The organism is Conexibacter sp. SYSU D00693, from assembly GCF_017084525.1.
In the GTDB taxonomy this organism is placed as follows: domain Bacteria; phylum Actinomycetota; class Thermoleophilia; order Solirubrobacterales; family Solirubrobacteraceae; genus Baekduia.
Genome location: NZ_CP070950.1, coordinates 2,723,200 through 2,743,379 on the forward strand (window position 1 = coordinate 2,723,200; position 20,180 = coordinate 2,743,379).

11 protein-coding genes and 1 tRNA gene are annotated in these 20,180 nt (G+C 73.2%); 5 read left to right on the forward strand and 7 right to left on the reverse strand.

Annotation, left to right across the window (positions count from 1 at the left end; translation table 11 throughout):
- Positions 1-50 precede the first annotated feature (50 nt).
- Together JUB12_RS13515 and JUB12_RS13520 are read right to left on the reverse strand one after the other, a co-directional pair.
- On the reverse strand, positions 51-8,426 hold the full coding sequence (locus JUB12_RS13515) for a hypothetical protein (RefSeq protein WP_205695948.1): 8,376 nt from the start codon (positions 8,424-8,426) through the stop codon (positions 51-53).
- A 278-nt stretch (positions 8,427-8,704) separates the two neighbouring features.
- Complete coding sequence (locus JUB12_RS13520; RefSeq protein WP_205695949.1) at positions 8,705-10,048, reverse strand: inositol-3-phosphate synthase; 1,344 nt, start codon at positions 10,046-10,048, stop codon at positions 8,705-8,707.
- A 71-nt stretch (positions 10,049-10,119) separates the two neighbouring features.
- Here JUB12_RS13520 and JUB12_RS13525 point away from each other — a divergent pair, with 71 nt between their 5' ends.
- Complete coding sequence (locus JUB12_RS13525) at positions 10,120-10,989, forward strand: LysR family transcriptional regulator (RefSeq protein WP_205695950.1); 870 nt, start codon at positions 10,120-10,122, stop codon at positions 10,987-10,989.
- Between the two features lie 57 nt (positions 10,990-11,046).
- On the opposite strand, the gene JUB12_RS13530 is transcribed toward JUB12_RS13525, so the two are convergent.
- Positions 11,047-11,120, reverse strand: a tRNA-Asp gene (locus tag JUB12_RS13530).
- Positions 11,121-11,248: 128 nt separating this feature from the next.
- On the opposite strand from JUB12_RS13530, the gene JUB12_RS13535 reads away from it, so the two are divergent.
- A complete protein-coding gene (locus JUB12_RS13535) occupies positions 11,249-12,643 on the forward strand; it encodes a cytochrome P450 (RefSeq protein WP_205695951.1) in 1,395 nt (464 codons plus the stop codon).
- A 210-nt stretch (positions 12,644-12,853) separates the two neighbouring features.
- On the opposite strand, the gene JUB12_RS13540 is transcribed toward JUB12_RS13535, so the two are convergent.
- Positions 12,854-15,052, reverse strand: a complete 2,199-nt coding sequence (locus tag JUB12_RS13540; RefSeq protein ID WP_205695952.1) for a YCF48-related protein — start codon at positions 15,050-15,052, stop codon at positions 12,854-12,856.
- A 92-nt stretch (positions 15,053-15,144) separates the two neighbouring features.
- On the opposite strand from JUB12_RS13540, the gene JUB12_RS13545 reads away from it, so the two are divergent.
- The gene (locus JUB12_RS13545; protein ID WP_205695953.1) at positions 15,145-16,089 is read left to right on the forward strand and encodes a glycosyltransferase family 2 protein; all 945 of its coding nucleotides are present in this window, start codon (positions 15,145-15,147) and stop codon (positions 16,087-16,089) included.
- On the forward strand, positions 16,011-16,337 hold the full coding sequence (locus JUB12_RS13550; protein WP_205695954.1) for a hypothetical protein: 327 nt from the start codon (positions 16,011-16,013) through the stop codon (positions 16,335-16,337). Before JUB12_RS13545 ends, JUB12_RS13550 begins: the two co-directional genes overlap by 79 nt.
- Here the strand turns inward: JUB12_RS13550 and JUB12_RS13555 are convergent.
- From JUB12_RS13555 to JUB12_RS13565, 3 genes are read right to left on the reverse strand one after another with little or no spacing between them, the layout of a single operon-like run.
- Positions 16,334-17,230: a glycosyltransferase gene (locus JUB12_RS13555; protein WP_205695955.1), complete on the reverse strand. Its 897-nt coding sequence runs from the start codon at positions 17,228-17,230 to the stop codon at positions 16,334-16,336. The genes JUB12_RS13550 and JUB12_RS13555 overlap by 4 nt on opposite strands.
- Positions 17,227-18,486, reverse strand: a complete 1,260-nt coding sequence (locus JUB12_RS13560) for a CAP domain-containing protein (protein WP_205695956.1) — start codon at positions 18,484-18,486, stop codon at positions 17,227-17,229. Before JUB12_RS13560 ends, JUB12_RS13555 begins: the two co-directional genes overlap by 4 nt.
- Positions 18,487-18,534: 48 nt before the next feature.
- Positions 18,535-19,683: an aldo/keto reductase gene (locus JUB12_RS13565; protein WP_205695957.1), complete on the reverse strand. Its 1,149-nt coding sequence runs from the start codon at positions 19,681-19,683 to the stop codon at positions 18,535-18,537.
- Positions 19,684-19,707: 24 nt separating this feature from the next.
- On the opposite strand from JUB12_RS13565, the gene JUB12_RS13570 reads away from it, so the two are divergent.
- Positions 19,708-20,163 carry a hypothetical protein gene (locus JUB12_RS13570; RefSeq protein WP_205695958.1) on the forward strand — a complete coding sequence of 152 codons (456 nt, stop codon included), beginning with the start codon at positions 19,708-19,710 and terminating at the stop codon, positions 20,161-20,163.
- Positions 20,164-20,180: the final 17 nt, after the last annotated feature.

A 20,180-nucleotide genomic window follows, 5' to 3' on the forward strand; every position in this document is an offset into this window, starting at 1 on the left:
GCCCCCGGTCTCCCCGGGGCCGCCGCCCGCTGCTCGGTGTCGGTTGCGGGCTAGCCGCAGACCCGCACGATGTCGCCGAAGACCGGCACCGCGAAGGCGTTGATGTTGCCGATGGCGGTGTCGATGTCCAGCCGCTTGTCGCCGCCGCAGTTCAGCGAGCCCGACGACTTCGTGTCGATCGACTGGTTCGTCGCGCAGAGGAACGAGGTCCGCGGGCCCGGGGTCCAGGCGATGCGCCGCAGGGCGGTCGCCGGCGACGAGTCGGTGCCCATGACCAGGTTGCCGATGCTCGGCGGGTACTTCACCGAGTTCATCACGAACGGGTCGTTCTGCGAGTCGATGTACATGTACAGGCGCGGGACGTTGCCGGCGCTGATGCTGGCGATCGGCTTGTAGGCGAACGTCGTGCCGTTCTGCGCGAAGTCCAGCGAGAGGTTGTGGAACCTCAGGTTGGTGATCGACACAGGCTGGCCGCCGGTCCCGAGGTCGATGTTCGCGTTCATCGTGATCATCGAGCTGATCGCCGAGCTGTTGCCTGAGGTGTCGAAGTCGTCGAAGTACATCGACACCTGCGGCACGTACGGGCGGTTGAACACGCCGGCCGCCGTCGAGTTCTGCGACGGCTGACCGCACTGGCCCGAGTAGTTGGGCAGCGGGTTGATCGCGTGCGCGGCGTCCATGCGGACACACGCCTGGTCGGTGGCGAGGCACGCCTCCATCCGCCGCGGGACGTTCGCCAGCGAGAAGTTCGCGCCGGGGATCGACCCGAGGTTCTGGGCGTTGAGCGTGATCGAGCCCATCGACCGCGGGAGGGCGGCCGTGCCGTTCTCGAAGTTCAGCCGGTTCGGCTGGCCCGAGCCCGACGGCGGGATCGTCACGCCGACCTTCGTGAGGAAGGACGGCTTGTTGAGCTGGCCGGTGACCGTGGCGTTCGGGCCGCTGTCGTTCGGCAGGGACGCGTTCAGGTCGATCGGCTTCGTGCCGCCGTTGAGCGTGTCCTCCTGGCCGATCTCGAGCGAGATCGGGTCGAGCTTCATCGCCAGCGCCTTCACGTTGGTCAGCTTCACGCCGACATTCAGCGACGCGCCGTCGATGTACTGGAACCGGTCGTTGCCGCCCGAGGCCGGCAGCGTGCCGTCACCGGCGGCGAGCCGCAGCTCGTTGATCCGCGGGCCGCCCGTCGTCTCCTGCGAGCCGGTGATGCCCAGCTGCGCCAGCGGGAACGTCGGGTAGGTCTCCGTGTCGGGCAGCGCGACCGTGAACGCGGCCGGGACGCCCTTGATGTCCGCCTGCAACTTGCTCGCGCCCTCGAGGAGCTCGATGCCGTCGGCGTTGATCGCGATCTGGTTGATCGCCGAGGAGGCCTGCCAGGTCAGGCGGCTGCCGCCGCCCTGGGCCGGCGTGCCGTCCTCGAGACCGAGGTGCAGCACGGACGGGAGGGCGTCGATCGTCGCGTCGAGGTCCGTGTTGGTCCCCGTCGGGTTGCCGTCGTCGTCCTTGTTGGCGGTCGTCGCGTCGATCACGAGCTTGCGCCCGCCGGTCAGCTGCGCGTCGAGCGAGATCGGCTCGAGGTTCAGCCCCAGCGACTTGACGCCCGAGAGGCGCGCCCTGATGTCGGTGTCGTTCGCCGTGTTGACGAAGCCCAGCGTGTCGTCGCCCGTGGCGACGTTCGTGGCCGAGTCGTACGTGTCGGCGGGGAGCGTCGCCGAGCCGCTGGCGGCGGCGAGGCGCAGCTGGCCGATCGGCGTGAGGGTGCCGTTGCCGTCCTTGGCCTCGATGACCGCGAGCTGGCCGGTGTCCGGCAGCGTGATCGACAGGTCCTGCGGGAGCTTCTCGATCTGCGCCTTGACGTTCGAGGCACCCTCGAGCAGCTCGAGCCCGTTGGTCTCGAGCGACACGAGGTCGATCGGGGCGCTGCCGACGACCTTCAGCTTGGAGCCGTTGGGCTCCCCGTTGGTCTCGTGGTCCTCCAGGCCGATCTGGACGTCGGCCGGGAGCTTGTCGATCGTCGCCTTCAGCGACAGGTCGGGACCGCGCTCGCCCGTCTGCTCGTCGAGCGAGCCGCGGAGCTTGGCGTCGACGTCGAAGACGCGGTTGCCCTCGGTCTTGGCGACCAGGGACACCGGCTCGAGGTTCACCGCGAGCTCGCGCAGCTTGTAGACGCGCAGCGCCATGGCCAGCTCCTCGGACTCCTCCGGCTCACCGGCCTCGAGCTGCGAGTTGACGATCGCGCCCATCTGGCCGGCCGGGATGACCGGGTACTCGCGGTTGGCGGAGTGCGCCTTGACGTCGATCTGGTCGATCGGCTGGTCGGCGACCAGGTTGATCGAGCTCAGGTCGGCCTCCTCACCCTCCTCCGGGACCGTGTTGCCCAGGCCGAGGGTGAAGTGGTCCGGCACGCCGTGCAGGTCGACCTGGAACGCGGTGGCGCCCAGGAAGAGCGGCTCGTCGGCCGAGACGTCGGCGAAGATCTGGCCGATCCCGGACGAGCCGGTGTACTCGACCTGCCCGGCCTCGAGGTCGAACTTCAGGTCCAGCGTCTCCGGCAGGTCGAGGATCTGCGCGTCGGCGTTGAACCCGTCGCTCTTGACGTCGGCGAAGAACGGCCCGCCGGCGGTCTTGGTCTTGAGGTTGATGGCCTCCGAGAAGTCCGCCTCGAGGTACTCGAGGTCGCGGATGCGGATGCCGAGGCGGAACGGGTCGCCCGTCTTGGTGTGCAGGAGCGCACCCTGGGCGCCGGCCGCCGGGTAGGCGAACTGGCCGGGCGTGTCGGACGCCGCGAGCTCGATCAGGCCGACCGGGTCAGCGGGGCCGTCCGGGTCGGTCGGGTTGATCGCCTTCACGACGGCCTTGCCGGCGGTCTGGCCGAAGGAGATCTCCACGTCGGACGGGAGGTCCTCGATGTGGCCCTGGATCGCCGAGCCCGACCCGAAGATCGGCTCCTCGGTGCTCGCCGAGAGGTCGAACGTGCCGATGCCCTGCGGGTCGCCGTTGCCGTCGCGGCCCTTGAACCGCAGGACGCCCGGCTCGTCGGCGTTCTCCTCGTTGAGCTCCAGGCCCAGCTCGGCGTCGGCCGGCAGGTCCTGGATGTCGGCGAACGCCTTCAGCGTGTCCGAGATGTCGATGTCGGCGCCGAAGCGGCTCGACGCGGCGCGCTTGATCTTCAGACCCAGCGCGGTGTCGAAGTCGACGGCCAGGTTGCGCAGGCCCTCGACCACGGCGGAGATGACGAACTCGTCGTCGTTGTCGTGGTAGACGACGCCCTGGGCCGGCGGCAGCTGCGAGTGCACGCCGTCGGTGGCCTGGAGCGTCAGCTTGTCGAGCTGCGTGCCGTCGGGCAGCGAGACCTCCGCGCCACCGGCCGAGGTGTCGAACCCGACGGTGATCTTCGCCGGGACGCCCTCGAGGGTGCCCTTGAGGAACTTCGCGCGCCCGAAGAGCGGCTCGTCGGAGGTCGCCTCGAAGTCGATCTTGTCGACCGCGGCGCCGTTGCCGTCGGCGTCCTTGCCCTCGTAGGTGAAGGCGCCGTTGGCGAGGTCGAAGCCGAGCGCCGTCTGGGCCGGCAGGTCCTCGATGCGCGCCTGCGCGTCGAGGCTGTCGGACTCCAGGTCGACGCTGAACGGCGTCTGGCGGAGCTTGGCGTCGATGCCGATGTCCTCACCGCCGAGGCCGAAGCTCACGGCCTGGAGGTCGTACAGGCGGGCGGCGAGCACGAACGGCTGGCCCGTCTTGTCGTGGTAGACGGCGCCCTGCTCGTTGGCCGGGACGCTCGGGACCGGGTCGCCCTCCGGGATGTCGGTGGCGACGAGGTCGAGCTCCTCGATCGGCGAGCTGGCCGACACGTCCGCCGACGGGGCCTCCGGGTCGATCGTCAGGTCGACGTTCGCGGCGAGCTTCTTGATCGTCGCATCGAGGCGCGTGGCGCGGCCGAAGAAGGCCTGGCCGCCGACGCCGCGGATCGCGAGCTTCAGCTCGTCCATGCCCTGGCCGTGGCCGTCGTAGTGGAAGGCCCCGCCGTCCGGGTCGAACGACGCGTTGAGGTGCGACGGCAGGTCGCGGAGCTCGAGCTTGGCGTTGAGCTCCGGCGTGTCGGCCGTGACGGTGAACGGGCCGCCCGCGGTCTGGGTCTCCAGGCCGATCGAGTCGCCGAGGTTCGCGACGACCTTCTGCAGGTCACGGACGCGCGCGGCGATCGTGTAGGTGGAGGGCGTGTCGCGGTAGGTCGCGCCCTGCTCGTCGTTGGCCGGCAGCTCGTCGTTGATGTCCGCGATGTCGTGGTCGGCCGCGACCAGCTCGACCGAGCCGATCGCCGGGTTGGCCTCGAGGGCCGCGCCGGAGCCGGTCTGGGCGAACGTCAGGTTCGTCTGGGACGGCAGGTCGCGGATGCGCGCGGCGACGTCGGTCGCGCGGCCGAAGAGCGGCTCGTCGGCGTCGGCCGCGATCGTCAGCAGGCCGATGTCGTCGGCCGGGCTGTCGTCGGCCTTGCGGCCGTCGATGGCGATCGTGCCGGCGTCGAGGTCGAGCTCGGCCTTGAGCTTCGCCGGCAGGTCCTCGACCCGCGCGTTGGCGCGCAGGTCGTCGGTCTGGGCGCGCAGGCCGAACGGGCCGCCCTGCGTGATCGTGTCGACCTTGATCGTGTCGTTGAAGCGGGCGGCGACCTTCTTGAAGTCGCGCACGCGGGCCCCGATGGCGAACTCGCCGCCGGTCAGGTCCACGTACTTGGCGCCCTGCTCGTCGCCGGCCGGCAGGTCGTCGGCCTGCAGCGGGTGGTTGGCCGCCACGAGCTCGACGAGGTCGACGGGCTCGCTGGCCTCGAGGTTCGCGCCGCTGCCGTCCTGCGCGAGGTCGAGCATGAGGTCCGACGAGATGCCGCGGACGTCGGCGTGGATGTCCGAGGCGCGGCCGAACAGCGACTGGCCGCTGTGGACGTCGGCCGTCAGGCGGCTGATGCCCTGCGGGTTGTCGTCGGCGTCGCGGCCCTTGACCGTGACCTTGCCGGCGTCCAGGTCGAGCGCCGCCTGGAACTTGGCGGGCAGGTCCTCGATGCGGGCGATGCCGTCGACGTCGTCGGTGGCGACGCGGACGCCGAACGGGCCGCCCTCGGTCTCCGTCGCCACCTGGACGACCTGGCCGAACGCGGCGTTGACGCTCTTGAGCTTGCGCACGCGGGCGCCGACGACGAAGTCCTCACCGGTCTTGTCGAGGAACTTCGCGCCCTGCTCGTCGTTGACGGGCAGGTCGGTCGCGAGGTCGAGCGGCCGGCTGGCGGCGGCGACCTCGATGAGGCCGACGGGCTCGTTGGCCGTCAGGGCGACGCCGTCGCCACCCTGGGCGAGGTCGACGACCAGGTTGGCCGGGATGTCCTTGACCAGCGCGTGGACGTGCTTGGCGCGGCCGAAGAGCGCGGACGACGCGTTGAACTCCGCGGCGACCGTCCCGATCGACTGGCCGTGGCCGTCGACGCTGAGGCGGAAGTCCTCGGTGTCGAGGGTCGCGTCGAGCTTCGCGGGCAGGTCCTCGATGCGGGCGAGGCCCTCGATGGCGTCCGTGTCGACGCGCACGCCGAACGGCCCGCCCTCGGTCTCGGTCGAGACCGAGATCGGGGCGCTGAAGTCCGCGGCCACCTTCTTGAACTGGCGGACGCGGGCGCCGACGACGAAGTCGCTGCCGCGGTCGATGTACTTGGCGCCCTGCTCGCCGTTGGCGGGCAGGTCGGTCGCGAAGTCGACCGGGCGGTTGGCGGCGCCGACCTCGATCGAGCCGACCGGCTCGTTGGCGGTCAGGGCGAGGCCCTCACCGTCCTGGGCCAGGTCGAGCGCGAGGTCGGACGGGATCTGCTTGATGTCGGCCCGGACGTGCGTGGCGCGACCGAAGAGGGCGTCGTCGCTGTCGGCGTCGAGCGTCAGGCGGTTGATGCCCTGCGGCGAGCCGTCGGCGGCCTTGCCGTCGATCGACACCTTGCCGGCGTCGAGGTCGACCGAGGCGGTGAACCTCGCCGGCAGGTCCTCGATGCGGCCGACGGCGCGCAGGTCGTCGGTCGTGGCGCGGATGCCGAACGGACCGCCGGCGGTCTCGGCCGAGACGGTGAGCGGCTGGGACAGGGTCGCGCTGAGCGCCTTGAGCTTGCGCACGCGGGCGCCGACGACGAAGTCGCCGTTCGCCAGGTCCGTGTACTTGGCGCCCTGCTCGCCGCCGGCGGGCAGGTCGTCGGCCTGGGCGGGGCGGTTGGCGGCGACGAGCTCGATGAGGTCGATCGGGTTGCTCGCGTTGACCGCGAGGCCCTCGCCGCCCTGCTCGAGGTCGAGCGCCAGGGACGCCGGGATGCCCTCGACGTTGGCGTTGACGCGGTCGGCGCGGCCGACGAGCGCGCCGTTCAGCGAGCGCGCGTCGAGCGTGAGCTTCGCGATGCCCTTGGGCTGGCCCGCCGCGTCCTTGCCCTCGAAGGTCAGGCGCGCGTCGTCCTGGTCGAAGCCCAGGGTCGTGTCGGCCGGCAGGTCGAGGACGTTGCCGGTGGCCTCGAGGTCGTCGGTGCGGGCGTCGACGCTGAAGGGGCCCCCGGCCGTCTTGGCCTCGAGCGACAGCGCGTCGGCCGTGGCGACGGAGAGCTTCTTGAGCTGGTTGATGCGCGCGGCCAGCCGGAACTCGCCGTTGCTGACGTCGCGGTACACGACGCCCTGGCCGGTGCCGGCGGGCAGGCCCTCGGCGCCGTTGGAGGCGACGAGCTCGACCTTGCCGATCGCGCCGCCGCCGTTGACGACGACGCCCGTGCGGCCGCTGCTCGTGTCGAGCGCGGCGTTCAGCGTGGCCGGGATGCCCTCGATCGTGCCGCGCAGCTTCGTGGCGCGCGCGAAGAACGGGGTCGTGCTGTCCCCGGCGACGGTGATCTTGCTGATGCCGGAGCCGTAGCCGTTGTAGTCCAGGACGCGGCCCTCGGGGTCGATCCCGATGTCGAACTGCGACGGGAGGTCGGTGACCTTGGCCTCGAGCGTCTGGCCGGGCTGGACCAGGCGGGCGCGCAGCGGGCCGGCGGCGAGCTTCGCCGAGACGGCGATCGCGTCACCGGCGGTGAAGGTCGCGCGCTCGACGCCGTTGAGCTGCGCCGAGACCGAGTCGAGCGTCCCGTCGTCGTCGAGGAGGACGTAGGTCGGGTCCGTGAGGAACTTCGGCTCGCCGTTGGCGATGCCGATCTTCGTGCGGCCGACCGGGCCGCCGGTCGTGCTGACCGAGCCGCCGCCGCCCGACTGCTGGGCGCGCAGGCCGGTCGGGACGTCGTCGAGCTCGAGCAGGACCTTCTGCAGGAGCGCCTGGGTCGGGCCCTGGGCGCCGCGGCGCTCGATCGTGCCGCGCAGCTTCGCGACGCGGGCGGCGGCGGCGTACGTGACGTCGAGCTGGCCCGAGGTCTTGGCGGCCAGGGACAGCGACGAGGGCATGTCCTGGACGTCGACGTTGAAGCGGTCCTCGGAGGTGGCCGCGACGATGCGGCCCGAGATCGTGGTCTGGCCCGGGCGGTTCGTCGTCAGCGCGGCCTTGACCTCGTCGCCGACGGCGGCGGTGATCGTGGCGGTGTCGGGCGACTTGCGGTAGTCGACCTTGACCTCGGCGGGGTTGATCCGCTGGGTCACGCTGCCGTCGAAGATCGACCCGATGAGCGCGATGCGCTCGCCGCGGGTCGTCTGCGAGAGGTTGAAGCGGAACTCCGGCTTGGGCTTGAGGACCGTGTCGATCGGCGTGGCGAAGGTGAAGCGGCCGGGGGCGCGGTCGTCGCGGGCGTCGTAGCCGAAGGCGAGGAACTGGCGGCCGAGCAGCGAGCCGGTCGGGTCGCGCAGGACGGCCTCGACGGAGACGGGGAGCTGGGCGGTCTCGCCGGGGAAGCGCTCGACGACCAGGCCGACCGTGTTGAGGCTCGTGAGGGTCAGCGTGCCGATCATGTCGGCGGCCGAGTCCTCGTCGACGTTGAGGAGGGTGGGCACGCCGAGCGTCGCGATCTGCGAGCGCTCGAGCATCGTGCCGTCGGCCTTCTTGAACTTCGTCACGAACCGGTACTCGAGGACCTGCGCGTTGCAGGCGAGGCTCGTGATGCCGTCGGTGATCGGGTTGAGGCCGAGGGTCGCGGCGAGCTGGGTGACCTCGGTGAGCGGCTTGCAGGTCACGCCCTGCAGGACCGTGCCGAGGCCGACCTTGCCGCCGAGGAGCTGCTCGAGCGGCGTGAGCGGGTCGTAGCCCGCGGGGACGATGTTGAGCGCCTGGGTGACCGGCGGCGGCAGCACGGAGCCGACCACGCCGGTGACGGTGTTGCTCAGGGTCGTCGTCGTGTTGTTGACGATCGTCCCCAGGCTGCCGAGCAGCCCAGCCTGCGCCGGGGCGGCGAAGCCCAGGCTCACAACACCAGCGGTCAGCGCGCCCAGCAGGCGCCCACGCGTCTTCACGGCTATCCCCCTTGAGACCCTTGGTCCGTGCGCTCTCCCGCGCACACCCGGCCCGTCCCCCTTTCGGCGGACCGGAGGCGAATCAGTAGCTGAACACCCGTACAGGTGTCAACACCGATGCGCCGGAAGGCAGGGTGGCCGTTCGGCCGGCGGACGGTGTGTCGGACGCGTGAAGCGCTCGAGGTCCCACCTGTCCGGGGGGGTGAAGCTCAGGTCGAGGGTGATGGTCTCGCCCTGAGGGTGAGCCCCGGCGGCCGTGCCGCCGGGGCCCGGAGGGCCTACGCGACGCCGGCGAGCTCCTCCTCGGCGTAGTCCTGGCCGAGGTGCGTGATGACGTCCTCGCCCATCATCCAGCGCAGCGTGTTCTTGAGCTTCGTGAGCTGGATGAACAGGTCGTGCTCGGGGTACAGGCCCGGCGCCACCTGCGGGGACTTGAAGTAGAAGCTCAGCCACTCCTGGATGCCGCCCATGCCGGCCCGCTGGGCGAGGTCCATGAAGAGGCAGAGGTCCAGCGCCAGCGGCGCGGCCAGGATCGAGTCGCGGCAGAGGAAGTCGACCTTCATCTGCATCGGGTAGCCGAGCCACCCGAAGAGGTCGATGTTGTCCCAGCCCTCCTTCGCGTCACCGCGCGGCGGGTAGTAGTTGATGCGGACCTTGTGGTAGACGTCGCCGTAGAGCTCGGGGAAGCGCTCGGGCTCCAGGACGTCCTCCAGGACGCCGAGCTTCGACGTCTCCTTCGTCTTGAAGTTCTCCGGGTCGTCGAGCACCTCGCCGTCGCGGTTGCCGAGGATGTTCGTCGAGTACCAGCCGTTGAGGCCGAGCATCCGCGCCTTGAGCATCGGCGCGAGGACCGTCTTCAGCAGGGTCTGCCCGGTCTTGTAGTCCTTGCCGGAGATGGCGACGCCCTGCTCCTCGGCGAAGGTCCGCAGCGCCGACGTGTCGACCGCGAGGTTCGGCGCGCCGTTGGCGTAGGGCACGCCCTCCAGGAGGGCGGCGTAGGCGTAGAGCATCGACGGGGCGATCGAGTCGTCCTCGGCGTCGATGGCGGCCTCGAAGGCCTCGATGCTGGCGTGCGCGGGGCCGGGCTCGATGTAGACCTCGGTCGAGCCGGACCAGATCATCACGAGGCGCGCGCAGCCGTGCTGCTCGCGGAAGGCGCGGATGTCGGCGCGGATCTGCTCGAGCATCCCGCGCTTGCTCGTGTCGGCCATGACGTTCTCGGCCTCGAGGCGCTTGACGTACTTGGCGTCGAAGGCGGCCGGCATCGGCTCGATGGCGCGCAGCGCGTCGGCGATCGGGTCGAGGTGGCGGGCCTCGAGCACGCCCGCGCGGACGGCGGCGTCGTAGGCGTTGTCGCGGTACGGGTCCCAGGCGCCGAAGACGATGTCGTCGAGCTCGGCGAGCGGGACGAAGTCCTTGACGAGCGGGACGTTGTCGTCGGTGCGCTTGCCGAGGCGGATCGTCCCCATCTGCGTGAGCGAGCCGACCGGCTGGCCCAGCCCGCGCTTGGCGAGCTCGACGCCGGCGATGAGCGTGGTCGTCACGGCGCCGAGGCCGACGTTGAGGATCCCGAGCTTGCCCTCAGCGGGGGCGACGGTCGGGGAAGCGGGGTGCGAGGTCATTGCGCCAAAGTAAGCCGTTCCGAACGAAGCGTTACTTCTGTGAAGGAAGTCTGTCGTATGGTGATCTCGCGGTGAACGATCCGGTCCTCCCCAACCTCACGGTCCAGCAGCTCGAGTACCTCGTGGCCGCGGCGCGCGAGCCGACGTTCGCCCGCGCGGCCCAGGCGGTGGGCGTGACGCCCTCGGCGCTGTCCCAGGGCCTCGCCGAGCTCGAGCGCCGGGTCGGCATGGCGCTGTTCGAGCCGGCCGGCCGCGGCCGCGTGCTCGCCGGCCACGGGGTCGAGGTCGTCCGCTACGCCGAGCGGGTGCTGGCCGAGACCGGCGAGCTCGCGCGCTGGGTCGCCCAGCGCCGCTCGGGGCACGCCGGGCCGCTGCGGGTCGGGATGATCGACGTGGCGGCGGTCGACCACTTCTCGGGTGCCCTGCACGCCTTCCGCCGCGAGCGCCCCGACGTCGAGCTGCGGCTCAACGTCGCCCCGTCGGGCGAGCTGCTGGACGAGCTCACGCGGGGCGCGCTGGACCTCGTCGTGTGCGTCCAGCCCGAGGCGTCCGCCGGGCTGGAGGTCACCGCGCTGCGCGACGAGCCGCTCGCGGTCTACGCCCCGCCCGGGGTCCGCGCCGGCCGCCCGGAGACCTGGGGGCCGTGGGTGACCTTCCCGCAGAGCTCGCGCACGCGCGCGATCGCCGCCGACGCCCTGCGCCGCGCGGGTGCGCGGTTCGAGGTCATCGCCGAGTCCCACCAGCCCGAGGTCCTCGCCGCCATGGTGCGCCTCGGGGTCGGGTGGACGGTCCTGCCCGTCGTGCACGCCGAGCGCGGCCCGGACCCCCTGACCCCGGTGCGGGGCGGCGAACTCGCGCGCCGCACGCTCGCGGCCGTCCAGCGTGCTGAGCGCTCGCCCTCGCCGGCGGCCGAGGCGCTGCTGGCGATGCTCGTGGCCTGAGCGGTCGCCGTCCCCGTGCAACGACGAACGCCCCGCGGATGCGAGGCGTCGTACGGACGGGAGCGACGGGACTCGAACCCGCGACCTCCGGCGTGACAGGCCGGCGCTCTAACCAACTGAGCTACGCCCCCGAGCAGGTCGGGGCGACCATTGTACGCACGAGTCGCGGGCGACCACCTCGTGGGTGGACGGGCGTCGGGTGACCGCTTGGTCAGCACGGACTGGCTGGCTGGCCAGTCGGGCGGTATCGTCGCGTTCCATGAGCCTCGAAGGGCCACCGCCGGTCTCGACGAACCCCTTCGTGCGCATCGCGCAGGACGTGCGCGAGATGCGGCGCTACACCCCGCTGCTGCCGCCGGGGGAGCTGGGCTTCTCGCCCAGGCGCACGAGCCGGATGCTGCGCGACCCGCTGAACCTCCTGCTCGAGCTCTACGAGCGCCACGGCCCGGTCTTCTCCGTGCGGGTGCTGCACCAGCCGCTCGTCTTCGTGCTCGGACCGCAGGCCAACCACCACCTCCTGGTCTCCAACGCGAAGAACTTCACCTGGCGCGAGGGCGGCTTCGGCGAGCTGATCCCGCTGCTCGGCGACGGCCTGCTGACCATCGACGGCCCGTTCCACCGCCACCAGCGCAAGGTCATGCTCCCGGCCTTCCACCACGAGCGGATCGCCGCGCTGCACGGCGTGATGCACGAGGAGACCGACCGGGCGATGCAGGAGCTGCGCCCCGGCCGGGCGGTCGACCTCTACCGCTGGACGCGCGAGCTCGCGCTGCGCATCGCGATGCGCGCGCTCTTCGGCCTGGACCCCGACCAGGTCCGCGGACGCGTCGACGCGGCGACGGAGTTCGAGCGGGCGCTGAGCTTCTACTCCAAGGACTACGTCCTGCAGGTCCTGCGCGGGCCCGGCACGCCCTGGAGCCGGATGCACGACGCGCGCCGCAAGCTCGACGCGATCATCTTCGGCGAGATCCGCCGGCGCCGGCAGCGCGGCGAGCGCGGCCAGGACGTCCTCTCGCTCCTGCTCGACGCCCACGACGAGCAGGGCCGCGGCCTCACCGACAAGCACCTGCGCGACGAGGTCATGACGCTGCTCTTCGCGGGCCACGACACGACGACGTCGACCGTGGCCTTCCTGTTCTACGAGCTCGCCCGCCAGCCGGGCCTCGTCGAACGTGCGGACTGGGACCTCGAGCTCGCCCTCGACGAGACGCTGCGCATGTACCCGCCCGCGTGGATCGGGCCGCGCTACGCGCAGGACGACTTCGAGGTCTGCGGGGTCGAGGTCCCGCGCGGCACCGGCGTCAACTACTCCTCCTGGGTCAGCCACCGCCTCCCCGACGTCTGGGACCGCCCGCACGAGTTCCGCCCCGAGCGCTTCGCCCCCGGCAACCGCGAGCGGATCCCCAAGGGCGCCTACGTCCCCTTCGGCGGCGGCTCGCGCACGTGCATCGGCATGCGCTTCGGCCAGGCCGAGATCCGCGTCATCGCCTCGAAGCTCCTCGAGCGCTTCCGCCTCGACCTCGCCCCCGGCTACCGCCTCCGCATCCGCCAGACGCCCACGATCGGCCCCCGTGACGGCATGCCCATGGTCGTCCGCGAGGCGCCCAAGCCCGCCCGCACCACCCCCGCGCCCGAGCCCGCCATCGCCGCCTGACCCCGGCGCGTGAGAAGAAAGGGTCAGACCCCTTCTTCTCACGCTCCTCCTCGCGGCGCGAAGTCCCTGCAACCGCGCACCTTCGTCGACGATGGGCGCTGGCCGCTCGCGCCTGGCTCCTGCGAAAAAGGGGACAGTCCCCTTCTTCTCACGCACGACGAAGGGCCCGCACGAGGCGGGCCCTTCGCGGGACGTCCGTGTCGCGTGTGCCTAGCGGCGCACGCGGACCGCGAGCGTCGGGGAGCCGTCGCCGCGGGAGTTGAAGTCGCCGGCCCACTGGGCGACGAACTGCGTCACGCCGCGGGTGACGTTCCAGCTCGTGGTGAACGAGCCGTTGGCGGCGACCTTGACCGTCTGCTGGTCCCAGCTGGTCTTGCCGGGACGGCGAGCCGCGACGGTGACCTCCTCGACCCCGGTCGCCGGCGAGAGCTTGCCGGTGACCTGGATGCGCCCGCGACGGCCGAGCGTCCGGCGCTTGGTCGTGATGGTCAGCGTGCTGGCGGCGCCCTGGTCGCCGCCGTTGGTCGACGCCAGCAGCGCCGAGCCACCACCCAGGAGGTAGTCCGTCCCGCCGCCCGGGGCGGCGATGCCGAACTCGTCCAGGTGCTGGGCGACCACGAACTGCGGGTGCCAGGTCGAGCCGCCGTCCGACGTGCGCATCAGCAGGTCGATGTGCGCGTCGTCGTCGTCCTGGAACGGCACGACGAGGTAGCCGTTCGTGGCGCTCGAGAACGCCAGGCCGTACGCGTCGTCGGAGCCGACGCCCGGCAGCTCGGTCCAGCGCTTGCCGCCGTTGCGGGTGCGCCAGACGCGGCCCACGGAGTCGAGCACGAAGCCGACCGAGGCGTTGACGAAGTCGACCTTCTCCAGCGACCCGCGGCGGATCGGCTTGCGGATGGCCTTCCAGGTCCTGCCGCCGTCCGACGAGCGCACGAGGTCCTTCGAGCCCCAGACGACGACCTGCGTGCCGGCGCGGTCGACGCCGCTGACGCGCTTGCGGGCCACGTCGCGGTCGCGGATCGCGCTGAACGCCTCACCGCCGTTGCCCGAACGGCGGATGCCGGTCGGCCCGACGAGCAGCGCGACGTCCTTGGACGGCGCGTAGATCGACAGCGGGTTGGCGGTCGTGCCCTTGTCGAGCGAGCGCCAGGTGCCGCCGCCCGTCGTGGTGCGGAAGACGCCGCCCTCGGCGTCGAGCGCGTAGCCGTCGGTCGCCGTCGGGAACGAGACGTCGACGACGTTCTCCGAGGTCGGGACGTTGCTGCGCGTCCACGTCTTGCCGGCGTCGACCGTCTTGGCCAGCGCGCCGTCGTTGCCCGGCGCGAACGCCGTGCCGTTCTGCAGGCCCGGGCGGATGCGGGTGAAGCTGCCCGTGAGCGGGGCGCCGCCGACCGGCGAGAACGTCACGCCCGCGTCGTCGGAGGTCACCGTCGCGCCGCCCGCGCCACCGGCCACCACGCGCGCCGGCGTGGCGAACGCGGCCGCGAAGAGCGCGTTGGCGCCCGAGGCCGGCTGGGTGAACGTCGTGCCGCCGTCGGCGGTGCGGATGAGCACGTCGCCCTTCGCCGTCGTGGCGATGCACAGCTGCGGGTCCGAGCAGACGACGCTGACCAGGTTCTGCGCGGCGCTGCCGCCGATGTCCTTGGCCGACCAGGTGGCCCCGCCGTCGGTGGACTTCAGGAACAGGTTGTTGTCGCCGACCGCGTAGCCCGTGGTCGCGTCCGCGAAGGTGATCGCGCGGACGGGGCGCTGCGTGTCGTTGACCGCGGTCCACGTGCCGCCGCCGTCGGTCGTGCGGTAGATCTTGCCGTCCGACGTGGTGACGAAGCCCAGGACGTCGGTCAGGAACCGCGCGTCGGTCGGGAAGGCCTGACCACCACCGGGCGCCGAGCGCGTTCCGGGGATCGCGACCTTCTGGGCGAACTCGGTGCCGCCGTCGGTCGTCTGCAGGACCGTGCCGTCGGCGAGGACGACGTAGCCGGTCTTCTCGACCGGGAAGGCGAGCGCCGCGAGCGGCTCCTTGCAGGAGGACTCCACCGGCGTGAACGCGATGCGGGCGAACGTCCTGCCGCCGTCGTCGGTGCGCCGCGCGACGCAGCCGCCGCCGGCCACCATCGTGTCGGGGTCGACCGCCTGCACCTCGGTGAGGGCCGTGAACGTGCCGGACGGCAGGCCGTTCCACGTGTTGCCGCCGTCGTTGGTGACGAGCAGCGTGCCGAAGTCGCCGGCGGCGTAGCCGCGCGTGCCGAAGAACGACGTCGCGCGGATGGTGTTGCCCTGCGGCAGCGGGTTGCCCCACTGCCAGCCGGACGAGCCGACCTGGACGTTGGCGAGCGAGCTCGCCGGTGCCAGGGCGGCCATGGCCCCGATCGCGGCAGCCGCCGCGCCGAGGCTGCGAAGCCTGGACATCTTGCAGATCCTCCTAGTCGTGGTCCCCATCTGGTGGCAGGGAACGGCCCGCACCCGCCGTTGGTTACGCGGATGTGGTGCGATGTCCTGCCATGGCGCGTTCAGCGGTAGACGTCGTCGTGCCGGTGGCCGGCGACGCCGCGACGGTCCGCGCGCTCCTCTCACGGCTGTCGAGCCTCCCACGGATCGAGGGCGACACGGTGACGGTCGTGGACAACCGCGGCGTGGGCGTGGAGGACCCGCGGGTCGTCGTCGCGACCGCCCAGCGCTCGAGCTACTACGCGCGCAACCGCGGGGCCGAGCGCGGCCGCGCCCCGTGGATCCTCTTCCTCGACGCCGACGTGGTCGCCGCCCCCGACCACCTCGACCGGCTCCTGGCCACGGCCCCCGGCGAGCGCGTCGGCGTGCTGGCCGGCGCCGTGGCCGACGTGCCGCCCGAGCCCGACGCCGGCCCGGCGGTGCGCTGGGCGTGGGCCAAGGGCTCGATGTCCCAGGAGGTGACCCTCGGCCACGGCAGGTGGGCCTTCGCGCAGACCGCGAACTGCGCGGTGCGCCGCAGCGCCTTCGAGGCGGTCGGCGGCTTCGCCGAGGGCATCCGCAGCGGGGGCGACGCCGACCTCTGCTGGCGCCTGCGCGAGGCCGGCTGGGCGCTCGAGCGCCGTCCCGGCGCGGTCGTCGTGCACCACAACCGCACCACGGTCCGCGGCATGCTGCGCCAGCGCGCGCGCCACGGCTCGGGCGCCGCGTGGCTCGGCGCCCGGTGGCCCGGCGCGCTGCCCGCGCGGCGCTGGCCGGGGCTCCTGCTCTGGGGCGCACGCCGCGCGGCTGTGGGTGTCCGGGCGCTGGCACGGGGCGACCGCGACGCCGCCGCCGAGGGCCTGCTCGACGGCCCCGCCGTGTGGGCCTTCGAGCTCGGGAGGTTGGTGCCCAATCGGGCACCCGCGGGTACTCCGGGCCCATGGAGGAGACCAGCAGCAAGCGCGAGCGCGCGCAGGAGGAGCTCAAGCAGCTCGAGGACGACCCACCGAAGGACCTGAAGGACTGGCCCTCGGGCGACGCGAAGTACGAGACCTTCGGCGGCCGGGAGGGCGAGCACTCCTACGAGGAGGGGCCTGAGGCCAAGCTCGGGCCGTCGGGCGTCCAGCACCACGAGGACGGCCGGGTGACGATCGACGGCGAGGAGGTCGACAACCCGGAGGACTTCAAGGGCGACCCCATCCCCGGCGGCCCGACGGACCCCGAGTCCCCGGCGCTCCCGGGCGAGGAGATCAAGCAGGACCGCTAGCCGCGGTACGGGTCGGCGCGACCGGCCAGCCCGCGCACGCCCGGGAGGGCCAGCGCGGCCGCCAGCGCGCGGTCGCGCGGCGAGGGCGCCGCGACCTGTGCGGCCTCCGCGAGCGCCGCGCGGGCGCCGCGCGCGTCGCCGGCGCGCGCCAGGCCGCGGGCAAGCGCCCGCAGGTCCGCCGCGAGCACGCGGTCGCGCTGCGCGGGCGCGACGAGGTCGGCGTGCGCGCGGTGCACGCGCAGCTGCGAGCGCGCGAGCCCGGCGACGTCGGCGGTCAGCCCGCCCGGGTGGCGGCGGTAGCGCACCCGCGCCTCGGGCACGGCGACGAGGCGGTGGCCGGTGCGGGCGACGCGCAGCCAGAGGTCCCAGTCCTCCGCCACCGGGACGGGCGCGAGGAAGCCGCCGGCGTCCCGCAGCGCGCGGCGGCGCAGGACGACCGACGACGTCGGGACCGGGTTGGCGGCGAAGAGCGCGACGGGGTCCAGCGGCCCGGCCGGCGGTGTGGCCCAGGTCTCCCCTGTCGGGCGCCCGTCGACCCCGACGACGGTCGCGCGGCCGAAGACGAGGCCGACCGCCGGGTCGTCCAGCGCCCGGCGCTGGGCCGCCAGCTTGCCCGGCTCCCAGACGTCGTCGGCGTCGCACAGCGCCACCAGGTCACAGTCCTCGGGCAGGTGCTCGAGCCCTGTGGCGCGAGCGCCCGCGGGCCCGCCGCGGGCGTCGCGGCGCACGAGGGTCACGTGCGGCGCGTGGTCGGGGTGCAGGACGACCGCGGGGTCGGCCGCGTCGTCGACGACGACCACGGCGTCCGGGCGCTGCGCCAGCACCGCGTCGAGCGCCTCGGCCAGGAACGGCGCGAAGCCGCCCACCGGCACGAGGACGCCGACGCCGGTCACCCGCGGGGCGCGGGGCGGACGCGGACGTCGTGCGAGCTCGCGCCGAGGAAGAGCTCGCTCGCCGTCCCGATGGAGGCCTTGGCCGTCAGGGTGCCGATGCCGCCGGGACGGCTGAGGACGACCGCGAAGCGCCCGCCCTCGACCGTGCGCACCGCCGCGCGCTTCACGCGCGAGCCGCGGCGCAGCTGGACGACCAGCCGCCGGCCGGCGAGCGCCGGCGTGAGGCGCCCGGCGACGCGCACGCGCGCGGTGCCGCGGATGCGTCGCGCGCTCGTGACGCGCAGCTGCGCGTCGGGCCGCAGCTGCTCCGTCGCCGTCGTGCGCCCGTCGCTGGCGGTGACCGTGACCGTCGTGCGGACGGGCACGCCGATGACGTGCAGGACGGTGCCCGTGGGGGCCTGCGGGATCGCGACGGGCGGATGGGCCTCGACCGTGACCGGGCCGAACGCGTCGCGCGCCTGGACCTCGAGCTGGGCGCCCGCCGGCGCGTAGACCCCGAGGCCGAGACGGGTGCCCGAGGAGAAGCGCGCGAGCGGGTCGGTCGCGAAGCTCACCGGGGGCGCGACGCCCGGCACGCCGCCGATCGGGGTCTGCGTCCCGTCCGGGGCGCTCGCGACGACCTGCGTGCCGGCCGGCGCCGGCGCCGGCGCGCCGAGGGCGGGGGTGGCCGCGGGGACGTCGGCGCTGTCGGGCGTCGGCGCGCGGGGGCAGGACGCGGTGCTGTCGGCGGCGCCCCCCGGGTCGGTGGCGCCGGCGCGCCGGCCGAGGTCCAGCACCCAGCGCGACCCGCCGCCCGAGCCGGCGATCCCGACGCCGCCCTGCGCCACGCCCCGCTGCAGGACGTCGGTGCAGTGCGTCGCGCTGCGCATCCAGGCGCTGACGACGTCGCGCGGGGTGCTGCGGTAGGCGACGATGACCTCGGCCCAGACCTCGGCGTCGTAGCCCGCCGCCCGCAGCCGCTCGCGCACGCGGTCGCCGCCGGGGTCGGCGGCGGAGCCGTGGCCGAGGTAGCCCTTGGCGACCATGTCCTCGGCGTGGCCCTGCGCCGCGGCCTGGAGCTGGCCGTCCACGACCAGGTCCGGCACCCGCGCGACGCGCCGCTCCCGGTTGACGAGGCACAGGACGGCGTCGCGCGCGCGGGGCGACGTCGCGCTGTCGTCCGCCCCCACGCAGGTCAGCGGCGCCGCGCCCGCAGGCTGGGCGAGGGCCAGCGTGACGCCGGCCGCCGCGACGGCGAAGAGCCCCCTGACCCACACGGCCAAGGACCGTAGCGGAGCACTGCGCCGGATCGTGTCGCCAACGCGTCAAGCGGAGGCGGGCGCCGGCGCCAGGTCGCGCGCCGGGTCGATCCCCCACCGCTCGGCCAGCGCCTCGAGCTCGGCGTCGAGCTCCCAGCGGTCGGGCAGCGCGTCGCCGGCGTGGTCGGGCGCGGCGCCCTTCAGCGTCATCGACCCGGTGTTGTCGCCGATGGCGCGCACCTCGTCGACCTCCTCGGCGCTGAGCGGCGAGGGGACCGTGACGGCGGCGAGCTCCTCGCGCTTGGCCTCGACCGGCTTGGCGTCCTCGCCCGCCTCCTGGATGAGGGTCGGCACGACGGTCCGCACCGGCTCGTGGGCGAGGTTCCAGGCGCACGCGAGCTGGAGGGGCGAGAGGCCGTGGCGCTGTGCGATGGGCGCGAGCCGATCGAGCTTGGCCGCCCCCGCCTCGACCCAGCCCTGGGGGCGGAAGCCGCGGTGGTCGTAGCGCGGGAAGTCGTGGCCCGGGCGCACGTCGCCGTGGAAGATCCCGCCGTAGTCGACGACGCGCGTGATGAGCTGGACGTCGTGGCGCTGGGCGGCGGGCAGCACGAGCTCGCCGGGCCACGGCTCCAGCGGGTTGAGGATCACCATCGCCCAGTCGATGAGCGCGCCGAAGCGTTCGAAGCAGGCGATGACGTCGAGCGTGAAGCCGTTGGCGGGGCCGGGCGCGACGCCGAGCATCCGCGTCAGACCGGCCTCCTTGAGCCCCGCCATGCCCTCCTCCCACACCGCCGGGTGCGTGTAGCCCGTGCGGTCGGGGTTGTGGAGGAGCAGGAGGTCGAAGCGGTCGGCGCCCAGGCGCTCGAGGCTCGCCTCGGTGGCGCGGCGCAGGTAGGCGGCGTAGCCCTCGGGGCCGCGCAGCCGCGGGTCGGTGAACCGCGGGAAGCCCTTGGCCCCCTCGCGCTCGCCGTCCACGAAGTCGTGGCCCACGGCCCCGACGAGGCAGTAGGCGTCGCGGTCCAGGCCCTCGAGCGCGCGGCCCAGGACACGGTCGGCCTCGCCCTGCCCGTAGGTGTCGGCGGTGATGACCGTGCGGATGCGCTCGTCGGGCCGCAGGAGCGCGACGAGCCGCTCGTCGTCCACGGGCTCGCCGAAGTGCATGAAGCGCCCGCCGGACCAGGTGCCGAGCGCCGTCGTGGTCGGGTCCAACGCCATGGCCCCGAGAGTAGAGTGCGCGCGATGTCCCGCGCGCTCGCCCTCGCCGCGACCGTCCTCGCGCTCGTCGCCGCCGGCTGCGGTGGCGGGGCCGACAAGGACGAGTACACGTCCGGCTTCAACCGGGTCGACGACCGGCTGCAGCGCACGATGCAGTCGATCAGCACCGACCTCAGCGCCTCGACCGACACGACGCTCATCGCGCGGCGCCTCGACACCGGCGCGGCGGCGCTCGACCAGGCCGCCGAGGACCTCGACGAGCTCGACGTGCCCGACGACATCGCCAAGCAGCACGACGACATCGTCGACGGCGTGGGCGACATCGCCGACGTCTTCCGCAAGGCCGCTGGCGAGGCGCGCCAGAAGGACACGCGCCGGCTCGTGCGCACGATCCAGGGCGTCGAGAGCTCCGAGGCCGCCAAGAAGGTCGACGCCGCGGAGAAGGCGATCCGCGGCAAGGGCTACGAGATCCGGCGCTGAGCGCCTGGCGGCGGACG